13 protein-coding genes and 1 pseudogene are annotated in these 15,958 nt (G+C 68.2%); 3 read left to right on the top strand and 11 right to left on the bottom strand.

Going from position 1 to position 15,958, the window contains the following annotated elements:
- The first annotated feature begins 4 nt into the window (after positions 1 to 4).
- Genes AC27IO_RS12650 through rsmA form a run of 3 tightly spaced genes read left to right on the top strand, consistent with a single transcriptional unit; the run spans position 5 to position 4,599 of the window.
- Positions 5 to 2,353: an LPS-assembly protein LptD gene (locus AC27IO_RS12650; protein WP_498739118.1), complete on the top strand. Its 2,349-nt coding sequence runs from the start codon at positions 5 to 7 to the stop codon at positions 2,351 to 2,353.
- Between the two features lie 19 nt (positions 2,354 to 2,372).
- Positions 2,373 to 3,794 carry a peptidylprolyl isomerase gene (locus tag AC27IO_RS12645; protein ID WP_284430552.1) on the top strand — a complete coding sequence of 474 codons (1,422 nt, stop codon included), beginning with the start codon at positions 2,373 to 2,375 and terminating at the stop codon, positions 3,792 to 3,794.
- Positions 3,795 to 3,831: 37 nt separating this feature from the next.
- Positions 3,832 to 4,599 carry a 16S rRNA (adenine(1518)-N(6)/adenine(1519)-N(6))-dimethyltransferase RsmA gene (gene rsmA / locus AC27IO_RS12640; RefSeq protein ID WP_272566363.1) on the top strand — a complete coding sequence of 256 codons (768 nt, stop codon included), beginning with the start codon at positions 3,832 to 3,834 and terminating at the stop codon, positions 4,597 to 4,599.
- Between the two features lie 112 nt (positions 4,600 to 4,711).
- Here rsmA and AC27IO_RS12635 read toward each other — a convergent pair whose 3' ends face one another.
- The 11 genes and pseudogenes from AC27IO_RS12635 to AC27IO_RS12585 form a co-directional block, all read right to left on the bottom strand.
- Positions 4,712 to 4,924 carry a hypothetical protein gene (locus tag AC27IO_RS12635; RefSeq protein WP_217640151.1) on the bottom strand — a complete coding sequence of 71 codons (213 nt, stop codon included), beginning with the start codon at positions 4,922 to 4,924 and terminating at the stop codon, positions 4,712 to 4,714.
- Entirely contained in the window at positions 4,903 to 5,328 is a 426-nt protein-coding gene (locus tag AC27IO_RS12630) for a barstar family protein (protein ID WP_092742419.1), read from the bottom strand. Before AC27IO_RS12630 ends, AC27IO_RS12635 begins: the two co-directional genes overlap by 22 nt.
- A gap of 135 nt (positions 5,329 to 5,463) precedes the next feature.
- A complete protein-coding gene (locus AC27IO_RS12625; protein ID WP_284409931.1) occupies positions 5,464 to 5,868 on the bottom strand; it encodes a guanyl-specific ribonuclease in 405 nt (134 codons plus the stop codon).
- 156 nt (positions 5,869 to 6,024) lie between these two features.
- A pseudogene (locus AC27IO_RS12620) lies at positions 6,025 to 8,338 on the bottom strand (NADP-dependent malic enzyme).
- 180 nt (positions 8,339 to 8,518) lie between these two features.
- Positions 8,519 to 9,988 (bottom strand): M81 family metallopeptidase, encoded by a 1,470-nt coding sequence (locus AC27IO_RS12615; RefSeq protein ID WP_498739117.1) that lies wholly within the window; start codon positions 9,986 to 9,988, stop codon positions 8,519 to 8,521.
- Positions 9,985 to 11,238 (bottom strand): Zn-dependent hydrolase, encoded by a 1,254-nt coding sequence (locus tag AC27IO_RS12610; RefSeq protein WP_317360350.1) that lies wholly within the window; start codon positions 11,236 to 11,238, stop codon positions 9,985 to 9,987. The genes AC27IO_RS12615 and AC27IO_RS12610 overlap by 4 nt, the downstream gene beginning before the upstream one ends.
- A gap of 56 nt (positions 11,239 to 11,294) precedes the next feature.
- Positions 11,295 to 11,999: an ABC transporter ATP-binding protein gene (locus AC27IO_RS12605; RefSeq protein WP_317359827.1), complete on the bottom strand. Its 705-nt coding sequence runs from the start codon at positions 11,997 to 11,999 to the stop codon at positions 11,295 to 11,297.
- Entirely contained in the window at positions 11,996 to 12,769 is a 774-nt protein-coding gene (locus tag AC27IO_RS12600; protein WP_272566356.1) for an ABC transporter ATP-binding protein, read from the bottom strand. Before AC27IO_RS12600 ends, AC27IO_RS12605 begins: the two co-directional genes overlap by 4 nt.
- A complete protein-coding gene (locus AC27IO_RS12595) occupies positions 12,766 to 13,761 on the bottom strand; it encodes a branched-chain amino acid ABC transporter permease (RefSeq protein WP_498739116.1) in 996 nt (331 codons plus the stop codon). Before AC27IO_RS12595 ends, AC27IO_RS12600 begins: the two co-directional genes overlap by 4 nt.
- Positions 13,762 to 13,769: 8 nt before the next feature.
- The gene (locus tag AC27IO_RS12590) at positions 13,770 to 14,630 is read right to left on the bottom strand and encodes a branched-chain amino acid ABC transporter permease (RefSeq protein ID WP_284397499.1); all 861 of its coding nucleotides are present in this window, start codon (positions 14,628 to 14,630) and stop codon (positions 13,770 to 13,772) included.
- 91 nt (positions 14,631 to 14,721) lie between these two features.
- The gene (locus tag AC27IO_RS12585) at positions 14,722 to 15,927 is read right to left on the bottom strand and encodes an ABC transporter substrate-binding protein (RefSeq protein WP_284407121.1); all 1,206 of its coding nucleotides are present in this window, start codon (positions 15,925 to 15,927) and stop codon (positions 14,722 to 14,724) included.
- Positions 15,928 to 15,958 lie beyond the last annotated feature (31 nt).

Raw genomic sequence — 15,958 nt, 5'->3', positions numbered from 1 at the left:
CCCGCTGATCGCCTGGATGCTGTGCGGCGCGCCCCTGGCAGCGCTCGCCCAGTCGGAGGCGGAGCCCGGCGCGCCGGCCGTGCCAGAAGCGGCGCCCGCCCTGCGCGCCAGCCCCCTGCTGCAGGAGAAGATCCCCGAAGCCGTGCGCCCGCAGCTGCCGATCTTCGTGAAAGGCGACAGCGTGACCGGCCAGCCGGACATCAACGCCGTCGTCGAAGGCAATGCCGAACTGCGCCGCGGCGACACCATCATCCACGCCGACCGGCTGGAATACGCGGTGCCCGACGACCTCGCCAAGGCGCGCGGCCAGGTGCGCATCAACCGCGCGGGCAACGTGTACGAAGGCTCGGAGCTGGAACTGCGGGTCGACGCCTTCTCGGGCTATTTCGATGCCGCCAACTACCGCTTCCTGATGAACGGCGCCCACGGCGAGGCCAGCCGCGTGGACTTCATCGACCGCGATCGCTCCGTGGTGCACAACGCCACCTACACCACCTGCCAGAAGAACGACGAAGCCACCTGGCAGCCCGACTGGGTGCTGCGCGCGCGGTCGATCCGCATCGACAACGAAGAGCAGGTGGGCACGGCCGACGGCGCGGTGCTGGAGTTCAAGGGCCTGCCCATCCTGCCCATCCCGCACATCACGTTCCCGCTGTCCGACCGCCGCAAGTCGGGGCTGCTGCCGCCCACCGTGGCCATCGACAACGTGAGCGGCGTCGAGTACGCGCAGCCCTACTACTGGAACATCGCGCCCAACCGCGACGCCACCATCACGCCCACCGTCATGTCCAAGCGCGGCGTGAACCTGGGCGGCGAATTCCGCTACCTGGAGCCCACCTACCGGGGCGAGCTGCGCGGCGATTACATGCCGAACGACAAGCTGCGCGGCCGCGACCGCTGGGGATACGGCCTCAAGCACAGCGGCACGTTCGACACGCCGCTGGGCGGCCTGAACTTCAACATGGACGTGAGCCGGGTCAGCGACGACAACTACTGGCGCGACTTCACGCGCAACGTGACCGGCATGACCCAGCTCACCCAGCGCCTGCTGCCCGGCGACGCCACGCTGTCCTGGGGCAAGGACGACATGTCGCTCAGCCTGCGCACCCTCAAGTGGCAGACGCTGCAGGACGTGAGCGCGCCCATCGTGCCGCCCTACGACCGCATGCCGCAGCTGCGCTGGGGCTACAACCCCACCATGCTGCCTTACGGCCTGGATGCCAGCGTGGAGGCCGACTACACCAGCTTCCATGCGGACCGCGCCCTCACCGGCCAGCCCAACGCCCAGCGCAGCTACGCCATGGCGCAGATCAGCCGGCCATTCCTCGCGCCCGCCGGCTTCATCACACCGCGCGTGCAGCTGCACGCCACGCAATACCAGTTCGACAGCCCGCTGGCCAACGGCCAGCGCAACGCGCAGCGCACGCTGCCCACGTTCAGCCTGGACAGCGGCCTGGTGTTCGAGCGCGATGCGCGCTACTTCGGCCGCAACTTCCTGCAGACGCTGGAGCCGCGCGCCTTCTACACCTACACGCCCTACCGCGACCAGAGCCTGCTGCCGGTGTACGACACGGCGGCCAACGACTTCAACTTCGCCACCATCTACACCGAGAACGGCTACGGCGGCAACGACCGCCTGGCCGACAACAACCTGCTCACCCTGGGCGTGACCACGCGGCTGCTGGACCCGGACGACGGCGCCGAGGCGGCCCGCTTCGGCATCGCCCAGCGGGTGCGGTTCTCCGACCAGAAGGTCGTGCTGCCCGGCGAGTCCACCGTCAGCGAACGGCTGTCGGACGTGCTGCTGGGCGCGGGCCTGAACTGGACGAAGCAGTGGGGCTTCGACTCCACGGTGCAATACAACCCCAAGACGGGCCGCTCCATCCGCTCCACCGTGGGCGCGCGCTACAACCCCAGCGCCTACCGCGTCATCAGCGCCGCCTACCGCCTGCAGCGCGGCACCAGCGAGCAGATCGACGTGGGCTGGCAATGGCCCATCAACGACCTGTGGGGCGACAAGGGCCAGGACCTCGGCCCGGGCCGTGGGCAGGGCCCTGGCCGCTGGTACACCGTGGGCCGCCTGAACTACAGCATGCAGGACCGCAAGCTGGTGGACACCGTGGTGGGCTTCGAATACGACAGCTGCTGCTGGGTCGGCCGCGTGGTGCTCGAGCGCCTGCAAAGCAGCGTGACCACGGCCAACACCCGGCTGCTGTTCCAGATCGAGTTCGTGGGCTTTTCCCGCCTCTCGCTCGGCTCCAACCCCCTCACCAGCCTGAAGCAGAACATTCCGCGCTACCAGTACCTGCGCGAGCAGACCAGCACGCCCAGCCGCTTCACCAATTACGACTAACCCGACACCTGCCAACCACATGAACCATCGCGCTTTCACCCTGGGCCTGGTGTGCCTGGCCACCCTGGCCTCCCTCGCACCCGCGGGCGCCTCCGCGCAAGGACTGCGCGCCTCGGGCGCTGCCAGCGGCACCGGCGGTACCGGGCTGTCCTCGCGCGCCCTGCCGCCCGTCACCGTGCCCGACGCCCGCACCGGCGCAGACCGCAGCGGCATCCGCCAGGCGGACTACATCGTGGCCGTGGTCAACACCGCCCCCATCACCAACAACGAGGTGCAGACCCGCGTGGCGCGCGTCGAGCAGCAGCTGGCCGCCCAGGGCGGCGAGCGCCCGCCCCGGGACGTGGTGGCGCGCGAAGTGCTCGAGCGCGTGATCAATGAAAAGATCCAGGTGCAGATGGCCAACGAGAGCGGTATCAAGGTGGACGACATCGCCGTCTCCCAGGCCGAGCAGTCGGTGGCGCGCCAGAACAACGTGAGCCTGGAGGAAATGCACCGCCGCCTCGCGATCGACGGCATCAGCAAGGACCGCTTCCGCGAAGAACTGCGCAACCAGCTGCTGGTGCAGCGCCTGCGCGAGCGCGACGTCGAAGCCCGGGTGCGCGTGAGCGACCTGGACGTCGACCAGTACCTGCGCGAGCAGCAGTCCGCGTCCGATCCGGCCAAGGTCGAACTCAACCTGGGCCACATCCTGGTGCTCGTGCCCGAGAACGCCAGCCCCGAGGTCGTGGAGCAGCGCCGGCTGCGCGCGCAGCAGGCGGCCGACAAGGTGCGCGCCGGCGACGATTTCGGCCAGGTGGCGCGCGAGTTCTCCGATGCGGCCGAAGGCGCCTCCGGCGGCCTGCTGGGCCTGCGCCCCGCCGATCGCTACCCCGAGCTCTTCGTGCGCTCGACCCAGCAGACGCCCGTGGGCGGCATCGTCGGCCCCGTGCGGTCGCCGGCCGGGTTCCACGTGCTGAAAGTGGTGGAAAAGACCAATGCCGCAGCCCCCACCGTGGCGGTGCAAAGCCATGCGCGGCACATCTTGCTGCGTGCCAATCCGCAGCTGACCGAGACCGCGGCGGCCGCACGGCTGGCCGACTACCGCCGGCGCATCCTGGCGGGCCAGGCGGACTTCGCCACGCTCGCGCGCGAGAACTCGCAGGACGGCAGCTCCAAGCAGGGCGGCGACCTCGGATGGGCCAGCCCGGGCCGCTACGTGCCCGAGTTCGAGGAAGCGCTCAATGCGCTCAAGCCCGGCGAGATCAGCGAGCCCATCGTCACGCGGTTCGGCGTGCACCTGATTCAGCTGCTGGAGCGCCGCGAGGCCAAGCTCACCCAGCGCGAACAGCGCGACATGGTGCGCGACGTGGTGCGCGAAAAGAAGCTGGACGAGGCCTACGCCACCTGGGCGCAGGAAGCCCGGGCCCGCGCGTATGTGGAATACCGCGATCCGCCGCAATGACGCGCCGCCTGCCCACGCGCCTTCGCCGCGCAGCGCCATGAAGCACATCCCGCGCAAGCGCTTCGGCCAGCATTTCCTGTCGGACCACGGCATCATCGATGCCATCGTGCGCGCCATCGGCCCCGAGCCGGGCCAGCCCATGGTGGAGATCGGTCCCGGCCTGGCCGCACTCACGCAGCCGCTGGTCGAGCGCCTGGGGCGCCTCACCGTGATCGAGCTGGACCGCGACCTGGCAGCGCGGCTGCGCCTGCACGGCCAGCTGGACGTGATCGAATCCGACGTGCTGAAGGTGGACTTCGCCCAGGTCGCCCAATCGCTGAACGCGCCCAAGGTGCGCGTGGTCGGCAACCTGCCGTACAACATCTCCACGCCCATCCTGTTCCATTTGCTGGAGCAGGTGCATGTCATCGAAGACCAGCATTTCATGCTGCAAAAGGAAGTGATCGACCGCATGGTGGCGAGCCCCTCCACGGGCGACTACGGGCGGCTGTCGGTCATGCTGCAGTGGCGCTATGCGATGGAGGATGTGCTGTTCGTGCCGCCGGAGAGCTTCGATCCGCCGCCGCGCGTGGACAGCGCCGTCGTGCGCATGGTGCCCCATGCCTCGCCGGCCCCCGTATCACCCGCCCTGCTGTCCGAACTGGTGCAGGTGGCCTTCAGCCAACGCCGCAAGCTGCTGCGGCACACGCTGGGCCGCTGGCTGCAGGAGCGCGCCTTCCCGGGCACCTTCGATACCCAACGCCGGGCCGAGGAAGTGCCAGTGCACGAGTACGTGGCCCTGGCTCAGTCACTGCACCCTGCCTGAGCGCAGGCGGTGCAATGCGGGGACCGGGCCACCCGGCCCCGTGCACCGAAAAGAGTCAAGCGCGGCAAGCAGTGGCCTGAGGGCCCTGCCTGTCGCGCATGACCGCCTGAGGTCAGGCGGCGGCGAGCCAGTAACCCGCGTTGAACGGGCTGCTCATGCGCAGCGCCAGGGGCGATACGTCAACGAGCTTGTCGGTCGGCATTTTTTCCGCGGAAGGATCGACTGCGATTTCAATGGGCTGCGCTGCGGCGGTCTCGTTAGCCTCGTTCGCCCGTTCTGCCTGGCTGGTGGATGCAGAACGGGCTACAGAAAAGAATAGAAACACCGGAACGGTATCTTTCGATCGCTCCAGTAGTCCGCCGCTTCCCGGAAGATGTCGAGCAACTGCTCGCGTGCTTCCTTGTCGAACTTCACCGTGGTCGGAATCTGCTCCAGCACCACGATGAAGCCCGGTTGCGGGCCCGATTTATGCAATGGGTCCGTCATGCAGTCGTACAGCGCGTCGAAATTCTTTCCGAAGTGCGCCGGGAACATGAACTGGCCTGCGATCAGGTCCAGCACGTCCTGTTTGGTTTGTGCGTGTGCAAGGTTGGCGTACAGGAAGTGTTGGCCGAGCGCCTTGGCCGACTCTTGCAGGTCTTGCACGCGAAAAGCGCGAATAGACTGCACGATGTTGGGGCGCACGCCACGCAATGGGTTTTCCTGATCGTTACGAAGTGGCATTTCCATCTCCGCTGCTCTTTCTTTATGTAGTCACCAATGAGGAATATCCGGAAGTTCGGTCCAGCGGCGCCACCAAGGCGGGGGGCCGACAGGCGGGCAACCGATCGCGGCAATGCCGGCGAGCGCTTTTGGCGTCCAGCGTCATTCAACAATTTTTCGAAAGCTCGCGTAGTGGTCGCCGGTGTAGTAGCAGGCATCGGGGACGCGGGGCGCTCCTCCGCACACGATGCGCCGGGCACCACGGTTCTTCGCACCCGGCGTTCTGACGGTGTATTCGCGGTAATAGCCCCGTTTTTCCAGGGGCAGCAACCGTTCGCGATTGCCGAACACCGAACCATCCTTGTCGTAAGGAAATGGTCCACCTTCGCGGATGAGCCCGTAGGTCGCCCGCCCTTGCGGGGGCAACTCGGCCAGTGCGATGGTGGTCACTCCGTCGGAAGACGGGGGTTTTCGGGCCTGTCCCGTGGTCGGGACCAGAACGAACGCGGCACCCAGTACGCACGCAAGACCTGTCTTGTACGCCTGGATGGCGATAGCCTTCAGCATCAACTACACCTTTCAGAAACTACGGGTTTACCCGAAATTTCGAGCCGTTAGTTTGACTTAATCGCCCCCAAAAAGCAAGCGCCTGCCCAATAATTGGGCAGGCGCTTTCAAGGCCAAACGCGTCTAAAAGTTAGCGCTTGCTACGTCATCACCGCTCTACCGGGAGGCATTTGCATCGGCCACCGTGAGTGCCGTCATGTTGACGATGCGGCGCACGGTGGCGCTGGCTGTCAGGATGTGCACCGGTTCCGCCGCGCCCAGCAGCACGGGGCCGATGGCGATGCCACCGCCGGCCGCCGTCTTGAGCAGGTTGTAGGAAATGTTGGCCGCGTCGATGTTGGGCAGGACCAGCAGGTTGGCGCTGCCGGCGAGCGTGCTGTGGGGCATGACCACGGCGCGCTGGGCCGCATCCAGGGCGACATCGCCGTGCATCTCGCCATCCACTTCGAGCCACGGCGCCTGGATGCGCAGCAGGTCGAGGGTCTGGCGCATCTTGACGGCGCTCGGCTGGTTGCTGCTGCCGAAGTTGGAGTGCGACAGCAGTGCGGCCTTGGGCTTGATGCCGAATCGCATCATTTCCTCGGCCGCCATGACGGTGATCTCGGCCAGCTGTTCGGCCGTCGGGTCGTAGTTGACGTGCGTGTCCACCAGGAACACCTGGCGGTCGGGCAGCAGCAGGCCGTTCATGCAGGCGTAGGTGTTCACGCCGGCACGCTTGCCGATCACCTGGTCGATGTAGTTCAGGTGCAGCGCCGTGTGGCCCCAGGTACCGACGATGAGGCCATCGACCTCGCCCTTGTGCAGCAGCATGGAGCCGATCAGCGCCAGGCGGCGGCGCATTTCGATCTTGGCGATGGGCACGGTGATGCCCTTGCGCTCGGTCATGCGGTGGTAGGTCTGCCAGAAGTCGCGGTAGCGGTGGTCGTTCTCGACGTTGACCACGTCGTAGTCCACGCCTTCCTTCAGGCGCAGGCCGAACTTCTCGATGCGCTGCGCGATGATGGACGGGCGCCCGATGAGCGTGGGCCGTGCGACTTTTTTCGTCCACCACGATCTGCGCGGCGCGCAGCACGCGTTCTTCCTCGCCCTCGGCATAGGCCACGCGCTTCTTGGCGGCCGTCTTGGCGGCGGTGAAGATGGGCTTCATCGTGGTGCCGGAGGCATACACGAAGGTCTGCAGATGGTCGCGGTACGCGTCCATGTCGATGATCGGGCGCTGGGCCACGCCGCTGTCGGCGGCGGCCTGGGCCACGGCCGGGGCGATCTTCATCATCAGCCGCGGGTCGAACGGTTTGGGGATCAGGTATTCGGGGCCGAAAGCCAGCGGCTCGCCCACGTATGCGGCAGCCACCACCTCGCTCTGCTCGGCCTGGGCCAGTTCGGCGATGGCGTGCACGGCGGCGATTTCCATCTCCAGCGTGATCGTCGTCGCGCCGCAGTCCAGCGCGCCGCGGAAGATGTACGGAAAGCACAGGACGTTATTGACCTGGTTCGGGTAGTCCGTGCGGCCGGTCGCCATCACGACGTCGCCGCGCACGGCGTGGGCGTCTTCGGGCGTGATCTCGGGATTGGGATTGGCCAGCGCGAAGATGACCGGGCGCGCGGCCATCTTGGCCACCATGGCGGGCTTGAGCACGCCGCCAGCGGAGAGGCCCAGGAACACGTCGGCGCCCTCAATGACTTCGGACAGGCTGCGGGCTTCGGTCTTCTGGGCGAACAGGATCTTGTCCTCGTCCATCAGCTCGGTGCGGCCCTCGTAGACCACGCCGGCCAGGTCGGTGACGAACACGTTCTCGCGCTTCAGGCCCACCTTCAGCAGCAGGTTCAGGCAGGCGAGTGCTGCGGCACCCGCGCCCGAGGTGACGAGGCGCACGGAACCGATGTCCTTGTTCACCACCTTCAGGGCGTTGAGCATGGCGGCGGCCACCGTGATGGCGGTGCCGTGCTGGTCGTCGTGGAAGACGGGGATGTTCAGGCGCTTGCGCAACTCGCGCTCCACGTAGAAGCACTCGGGCGCCTTGATGTCCTCCAGGTTGATGGCGCCGAAGGTCGGCTCCAGCGCGGCGATGACCTCGACGAGCTTGACCGGGTCCTTCTCGTTGATCTCGATGTCGAACACGTCCACGCCGGCGAACTTCTTGAAAAGGACGCCCTTGCCTTCCATGACGGGCTTGGAAGCCAGCGCGCCGATGTCGCCCAGTCCGAGAACCGCGGTACCGTTGGAGATCACGCCAACGAGGTTTCCGCGCGAGGTGTAGCGGAAGGCGGCGGCAGGGTCCTTGACGATCTCTTCGCAGGGAGCGGCCACGCCCGGGGAGTAGGCCAGCGCCAGATCGTGCTGGTTGACCATCTGCTTCGTCGCGGCGATCGCGATCTTCCCCGGCTTCGGAAACTCGTGGTACTCAAGGGCAGCCTGGCGCAGCAGGGCGCGTTTGTCGGGCGTGGCATTCACCGGGGGGGTCTCGGACATCAAGCGTCTCCAGCTCTATGAAATTCTGCCGAACCCCGCGCCACGGAGGGTTCCAGGGCGAGGTCACGTCTTCAAGGGTGTGAGATTGTAGTCAGCCCGCCGTAGAAACCCTGGTAAGCAATTCCGCTTAACCGGGGCAAAGCACCCATGACCTGGAAACCCCCAGCGCCACTCCGCCGCTCAGGAAGGATCGAGCGGGAACACCGGCCGGCGCACGTTCCTGAACGGGAACAGCGCGTAGTTGGAACTCGTCACCCCTGTGGGACTGTCGCACTCGACCAGCGCGTGCGACAGCGGCACGAACACCGGGCGGCAGTACATGCGCGATTTGAGCAGCACGAAACGGTGGGCCGTGGGGTCCAGGCCCACGCAGGAGAACACGCCCAGGTCCCACGGCTCGTGCGTGCGCTCGGTCACCACGATGCGCGCCGCGCCGGTATCGAACAGCACCGTGCGCCCCATGGCGCAGCGCTGGCCGGTGTAGATGGGGCCGGTCACGGTGTATTCGCCATCGCTGATGGCCACCACCATGCCCTCGACCGCCACGGGCGCCTTGGCCACGCCGAGTTGCGTGAGCGGCACCTTGTTGCCCAGCCGCACCGCGACGCGCGCGCCGACCCCGGCCGCCACCAGTTCGGCGACCGCCCCGGGGTCGCACAGCGGGCCCACAGCGATGTCTTGCATGCCGTTGGCGAGCGCCGCCTGCAGCACGTCCATGGCATCGCAGGTGCCGCCGGACATGCAGTTGTCGCTGTGGTCCAGCAGCAGCACGGGGCGGTCCGCGCCCACAGCCAGGGCCTGCGCGCGCTGCAGGGACTGATCTAGCGGCTCGCTGTCGTAGACGAACTCGGCGCGCTCGCTCCACATGGCGGCAGCGATGCGGTCGGCGGCCGCCTGGGCCGGTTCGGGATCGTCGGCCGGGGCCGTGACCACCACGCTCATGCACGGTGCCTCGATGTCGGCAAGCGAAAAGCCGGCGAACACCGTCACCGCCGGAATGCCGCCGGCCTCGGCCGCGCGGGCCGCGTCCACCGCGCGCAGCATGGCACCCTGCAGCGTGGTGCTGCGCAGCGTGTGGCCCATCATGGGCAGCGGGTGCCAGCGCACGGTGTAGCGCGCCTGGCCGTGCAGCATGGCCAGCAGCAGGCGCCCGGCGTGTTCGCCGGTTTCGTACATGTCGATGTGCGGGTAGGTCTTGAAGCCCACCATCACGTCGGCATTGGCGACCATCTTGGGGGTGATGTTGCCGTGCAGGTCCAGCGCCACGCCGACGGGCACGCCGGGTGCGGCGGCCCGCACGCGCTCCAGCAGGTCGCCTTCGCCGTCGGGGCTGTTCTCGGCCACCATGGCGCCGTGCAGGTCCAGCAGGATGGCATCGCAGCCCGGGGCGGCGTCCACGATGCGGCGGGTCAGTTCATCGTAGGCCGCGGCATGCACCGGCCCGCTGGGGTTGGCCATGGCCGACACGGGCGTCACCAGTGTGGCGCCCAGCCCCTTGGCCAGGTCGATGAACGCCGCCATGGCCGTGCGCATGCCCTCGTTCTCCTGCAGCGCCTGCGCGCCATAGGCGGGCGAAAAGGCCTCCAGCGGCGTGGGAACGGGCGAGAAGGTGTTGGTCTCGTGGTTGAGCCGCGCGATCAGGATCTTCATGCCGCCACCCCCGCGCTGCGCAGCATGGCCTGCAGCAGCACGTTGCAGCCGGCCTCCAGATGCTCGGGCCGGGCGTCTTCGATCTCGTTGTGGCTGATGCCGTCCGCGCAAGGCACGAAGACCATGGCGGTGGGCGCCAGGCGCGCCAGGTACACGGCGTCGTGCCCGGCGCCGCTCACCACGTCCATGGCGGTGTAGCCCAGGGCCTGGGCATCGGCGCGCACGCCTTCGACCAGTGCCGGGGCGAAGGGCTGCGGCGGAAAGTACACGACCTGCTCCACGGCCACCGGCGTGCGGTGGGCCGCGCCGATGCGCTCGCAGGCGGCGCGCAGGGCCGCGTCCATCTGCAGCAGCACCGCGTCGTCGGCGGCACGCAGGTCCACGGTCATGCGCACGCTGCCGGGGATGACGTTGCGCGAGCTGGGGAAGACGTCCAGCACGCCCACCGTGCCGCGCGCATGCGGGGCGTGGTCGAGGGCGATGCGATTGACCTCGGCCACCAGGCGGCTCGCTGCCAGCAGCGCGTCGCGGCGCAGCTCCATCGGCGTGGGGCCGGCGTGGGCCTCCATGCCCTGCACGGTCACGTCGTACCAGCGCTGGCCCAGCGCGCCCTGCACCACGCCGATCACGCAGTCGTTGGCCTCCAGCACCGGCCCCTGCTCGATGTGCGCCTCGAAATACGCACCCACCGCGGGCGTGGGAGCCGATGTGCCGGCATACCCGATGGCGGCCAGCGCCTCGGCCACGCTGGTGCCCTGCGCATCGCGCTGGGCCAGCGCATGCTCGAGCGTGAAGGCCCCGGCGAACACGCCGGAGCCCATCATCACGGGCACGAAGCGCGAGCCTTCCTCATTGGTCCACACCGCCACCTCGATCGGCGCCTCGGTGGCGATGCCAGCATCGTTCAGGCTGCGCACCACCTCCAGGCCGGCCAGCACGCCGTAGTTGCCATCGAACTTGCCCCCCGTGGGCTGGGTGTCGATGTGGCTGCCGGTCATCACCGGGGGCAGGGCATCGTTGCGGCCCGCGCGGCGCGCGAACAGATTGCCGATGGCGTCGATGCGCACGCTGCAGCCGGCCTCGCGCGCCCAGCGAACGAAGAGGTCGCGGCCTTCGCCGTCCAGCGCGGTGAGCGCCAGCCGGCACACGCCGCCCTTGGGCGTGGCGCCGATGCGGGCCAGGTCCATCAGCGATTGCCACAGGCGCGCGCCGTTCACGCGGGGTTGCAGGGCAGGGGAGAGGGTCTTCATGTCCACGGTGGTGATCCTGAAAGAGAAAGCAGAAAGCCGGTTTCGAACAAGGGGGCTCAGGCCAGGCCCACGCCCAGGTAGCGGTCCTTGGTGGCCTCGTCGGCCAGGAACGCGGCGTTGCCGGCCTCGTGCACGATGGCGCCCTGCTCGATGATGTAGTGGCGGTCGGCCAGCTGGGTGCAGACCTCCAGGTTCTGCTCCACCAGCAGGATGGCCACGCCGGCGGCCTTGATGGCTTGGAGCTGGGCCACGATCTCCTCGACGATCACGGGGGCCAGGCCCTCCACGGGCTCGTCGAGCATGAGCAGGCGCGGCGCGTTCATCAGCGCGCGGCCGATGGCCAGCATCTGCTGCTCGCCGCCCGACAGCTGCCCGCCGCCGTTGCGGCGCCGCTCCTTGAGGCGCGGAAAGATGCGGTAGATGTCGGCCAGTTGCCAGGGCGACTGCTTGCGCAGGCCCAGCAGCAGGTTCTCTTCCACCGTGAGCAGCCGGAAGATGCCCCGGTGCTCCGGCACCAGGCACACGCCGCGCTGGGCGATGCGGTGCGCGGGCAGGCCCTGCACATCGTCGCCCATGCAGCGCACGCGCCCCTGGCTGGGTGGCACCACGCCGCAGATGGCCTTGAGCGTGGTGGTCTTGCCCGCGCCGTTGCGCCCGAGCAGCGTGACCAGTTCGCCATCGTTCACGTGCAGGTCCACGCCCTGCAGCACATGGCTCTTGCCGTAGTGGGCGTGCAGCCCTTCGATCTGCAGGATCGTCATGCCTTGCCTCCGGTGATCATGTTGCCCAGATAGGCGCTGCGCACCCGCTCGTCGCTGCGGATGGCGTGCGGGTGCCCCTCGGCCAGCACGCGGCCCTGCTGCATCACGGTGACGGTGTCGGAGATGTCCATGACGATGTTCATGTTGTGCTCGATGAGCACCACGGTGTGCTCGTCCTTGAGGCCCTGGATCAGGCGCTTCATCTCGTCCAGGTCGTCGATGCCCATGCCCGAGGTGGGCTCGTCCAGGAAGATGGCTTTCGGCCCCGCCGCCAGTGCCATGCCCACCTCCAGCCGCCGCTGCTGCCCGTGCGAGAGGTTGCCGACCGGCGTGTCCGCATGGCGCTCCAGGCCCAGGCGCGCCAGCACGCTGGCCACCACGTCGGCGCGGGAGCGAGGGCCCACGGGCGCGCTCCAGCAGTTCAGGGCCTGCGCGGGCGCGGTGCCCTGCGCGGCCAGGCGCAGGTTCTCGCGCACGGGCAGGGTGAGGAACAGGCTGGTGACCTGGAACGAGCGGGCCATGCCGCGCTGCACGCGCCGGTGGTCGGGCTCGCGCGTCACGTCGTGCCCGTCGAACACGATGCGTCCGCCGCTCACGCCCTTGGTGCCGGTGAGCATGTGAAACAGCGTGGTCTTGCCCGCGCCGTTGGGGCCGATCACCGAATGCACGGTGTTCGCGCGCACCTTCAAGTCCACGCCCGAGAGCGCGGCGAACTTGTCGTAGCGCTTTTCCACGCCGATGGCTTCCAGCAGGATGGGTGCGGCGGTCATGCTTTGTCTCCCGTGCCGGCGGTGGTGGCGTTCGCGCCGCCCCGAAGGCCGTGCAGGCGCCCCCATGCGGATTCCAGCAGGCCCCAAAGGCCGCGCTGCATGCCCAGGCTCACCGCCATCAGCACCACGCCCAGCAGCAGCAGCCAGCGCGGCCACAAGGTGGAGAGCCAGTCGCCCACGATGAGGTAGAAGGCCGATCCCAGCAGCGAGGCCAGCAGGTTGCCGGTGCCGCCGATCACCGTCATCACCAGGATCATCTCGCTCGTGTGGTACTCGGCGCTCGCCAGCGGGGCGATGCCGGTCATCATGGCGTGCAGCGCGCCGGCCAGGCCCGTCACCGCGCCCGAGATCACGAACGCCTGCAGCTTGAGCAGCCGCAGGTTGTAGCCGATGGCGCCCGCGCGCTCCTCGTTGTCGCGCACGGCCAGCAGCGTGCGCCCGAAGATCGACGCCGACACCTTCTGCAGCAGCCAGAAGGCCAGCAGGAACACCACCGCCACGAAGCCGTAGTACTGCCAGGGCGACTGCAGTGGCCACAGCGTGAACCCGCCCACGGCCAGCGAGGGGCGCGGAATGTCCATCAGGCCGTTGTCCCCGCCCGTGAGGCTGGGCAGGGAATAGGCCAGGAAATAGAACATCTGCGCGAACGCGAGCGTCAGCATCACGAAGTAGGTGCCGCGCTGGCGGATGGCCACCCAGCCCACCAGCGCCGCGCCCAGCGCGCCCGCCGCCACGGCGAGCGCCAGCGCGAGCGGCATGGGCAGCGGCCACCGCGTGAGCGTGAGGGCGATGGTGTAGCTGCCCAGCCCGAAGAAGATGCCCTGCCCGAAGGACAGCAGCCCCGTGTGGCCCAGCAGCAGGTTGCAGCCCATGGCCGCCAGGCCGTAGATCAGCACCTCGCTGGCGAGCGAGCCCGACTGCATGGTGAGCGGCATCGCCAGCACGAAGGCCAGGGCCAGCAGCAGGTGGAAGTGTTTGCGCAAGATCGTCATGGCGGTGTTCATCCTTTGCGGCCCAGCAGGCCATGCGGGCGCAGCAGCAGCACGGCGGCCATGGCGATGTAGATCATCAGGCGCGCGCCCTCGGGCCACACCGTGCTCATCACGCTCTGCACGATGCCGATCAGCAGGCCGCCGACCAGCGCGCCGCCGAAGCTGCCCATGCCGCCCACCACCACGACCACGAAGGCCACGCCCAGCGCCTCGATGCCCATGAAGGGCTCGGCGCCGCGGATCGGCGCGGCCAGCACGCCCGCGATGGCGGCGGTGGCCGCACCCAGCGCGAACACCAGGCTGAAGATGCGGAACACGTTGATGCCCAGCAGCGACACCATCTCGGTCGATTCGCTGCCCGCGCGCACCGCGCTGCCCAGGCGCGTGCCTTCGAGCACCCACCACAGGCCCACGGCCAGCACGGCGGTGAAGCCGATCACGAACAGGCGGTACTTGGGATACACGAAGCTGCCCCACATCACCACGCCCTGCAGCAGGTCGGGCACCGCCACGCTGTCGCCCAGCGGCCCCCACTGCAGGATGACCAGCTCCTGGATCGCCAGCGCCAGGCCCACGGTGACCAGGATGTGGAACTCGTGCGGCTTGGCGTAGACGTGGCGCAGCACGAGCTTTTCGGTCAGCCAGCCGAGCGCGCCCACCACCAGCGGCACCACGGCCAGCGCGAGCCAGAAGCTCAGCCCCCAGCGCGTCATCTGGTAGCAGAAATACGCGCCCAGCAGGTAGAACGCGCCGTGCGCGAAGTTCACGAAGCGCAGCAGGCCGAACACGATGGACAGGCCGACGGCCAGCAGGAAATACAGCATGCCGATGCCGATCCCGTTGATGACCTGTAGCAGGTAGATGCTCATGGAAGTGGGGCAGTCAAGGCTTTGGCCCCGCGGCTGCGGGGCGGACAGTGAAGGGCCAAGGCGCGGGGCGCAGGAAGGCGGGAGCGAGCGGTCAGCCCAGCTTGCAGCCGGTCTGGTCCAGCGGCAGGAACGACTTGCCCGAACTCACCACGTCCACGTAGTCGTCCTTGTTGGCCATCCTGGCCTTGGGCTTGCCCTTGAGCAGGTAGTAGTTCTTGAGCACCTGGTGGTCGCCCTTGCGGATCTCTTCCTCGCCCGTGAGGCCCGCGTACTTCATGCCCTCCAGCGCGGCGATCACCGCCTTCTGGTCCACCGTGCCGGCCTTGAGGATGCCGTCGATCAGCAGCTTGGTGCAGATGTACGAGCCCGCCAGGCTGTAGTTGGGGTTGGACTTGAACTTGTCGTTGCTGCGCTTGACCAGCTCCAGGTTCAGCGGGGCATCGGCGGTGTGCCAGTACTGCGCGCCGAAATACACGCCGTCGCACAGGTCCGCGCCCAGCGACTCGAACTGCTCCAGCCCCGAGGCCCAGGCGATCAGGATGGTCATGTTCTTGTGCATGCCGAAGCTCACCGCCTGGCGCAGCGCATCCGACGACTGCGAGCCGAAGTTCAGCAGCAGCAGCACGTCGGGCTTGGCGGCCATGGCGTTGGTCAGGTAGCCGCTGAACTCCTTCTCGGCCAGCGAGTGGTAGCTGTTGCCCACGTGCTCCAGGCCCTTTTCCTTGAAGACGTTCTTGGCGGCCGACAGCAGGCCGTCGCCGAACACGTACTGCGGCGTGATGGTGTACCAGCGCTTGGCCTTGGGCAGAGCGTCGGCCAGCGGGCGCACCGTCTGCTCGATGGCCCCGAAGGTCGGCACCGACCAGCGGAACGTGGCGCTGTTGCAGTCCTTGCCGGTGATCTCGTCGGCCCCGGCCGTGGTGATGAAGATGCCGCCCGCCTTCTCGGCCTCCTTGCCCATGGCCAGCGATTCGGACGACAGGATGCCGCCCGCGAAAAAGCGCGTGCCCTGCTGCTGCGACGACTCCTGCACCTTGCGCACGGCCGTGGCGGGCTTGCCCTCGGTGTCCAGCACCGTGTAGGCCAGGGGGCGCTTGAGGGCCGAGCCGTACTGCTCGATGGCCAGCTTCATGCCCAGGTCGGCGAACTTTCCGTTGGCGGCGAAGGCGCCCGACATGGGCACCGGGCAGCCGAACTGAATGGCGCCGGCGGACTGCGCCCAGGCGCTGCGTGCCAGGCCCAGCGATGCGGGCAGCGCGCCCAGTGCGGAGAGTTGCAAGAGTTGACGACGGTGCATGAAGGGGCTCCTGTGGGGGTTGGGTCGGCCG

Source organism: Acidovorax sp. KNOB132, assembly GCF_057541515.1.
The sequence above is the reverse complement of the archived record's forward strand: the minus strand, read 5'-3'. Positions and strand labels throughout refer to the sequence as shown.

Excerpts from the sequence above, each read along its gene's own strand:
- AC27IO_RS12645 (WP_284430552.1), top strand. The coding sequence starts at position 2,373 with ATGAACCATCGCGCTTTCACCCTGGGCCTGGTGTGCCTGGCCACCCTG.
- rsmA (WP_272566363.1), top strand. The coding sequence starts at position 3,832 with ATGAAGCACATCCCGCGCAAGCGCTTCGGCCAGCATTTCCTGTCGGAC.
- AC27IO_RS12630 (WP_092742419.1), bottom strand. The coding sequence starts at position 5,328 with ATGGAAATGCCACTTCGTAACGATCAGGAAAACCCATTGCGTGGCGTG.
- AC27IO_RS12625 (WP_284409931.1), bottom strand. The coding sequence starts at position 5,868 with ATGCTGAAGGCTATCGCCATCCAGGCGTACAAGACAGGTCTTGCGTGC.
- AC27IO_RS12615 (WP_498739117.1), bottom strand. The coding sequence starts at position 9,988 with ATGAAGATCCTGATCGCGCGGCTCAACCACGAGACCAACACCTTCTCG.
- AC27IO_RS12610 (WP_317360350.1), bottom strand. The coding sequence starts at position 11,238 with ATGAAGACCCTCTCCCCTGCCCTGCAACCCCGCGTGAACGGCGCGCGC.
- AC27IO_RS12605 (WP_317359827.1), bottom strand. The coding sequence starts at position 11,999 with ATGACGATCCTGCAGATCGAAGGGCTGCACGCCCACTACGGCAAGAGC.
- AC27IO_RS12600 (WP_272566356.1), bottom strand. The coding sequence starts at position 12,769 with ATGACCGCCGCACCCATCCTGCTGGAAGCCATCGGCGTGGAAAAGCGC.
- AC27IO_RS12595 (WP_498739116.1), bottom strand. The coding sequence starts at position 13,761 with ATGACGATCTTGCGCAAACACTTCCACCTGCTGCTGGCCCTGGCCTTC.
- AC27IO_RS12590 (WP_284397499.1), bottom strand. The coding sequence starts at position 14,630 with ATGAGCATCTACCTGCTACAGGTCATCAACGGGATCGGCATCGGCATG.
- AC27IO_RS12585 (WP_284407121.1), bottom strand. The coding sequence starts at position 15,927 with ATGCACCGTCGTCAACTCTTGCAACTCTCCGCACTGGGCGCGCTGCCC.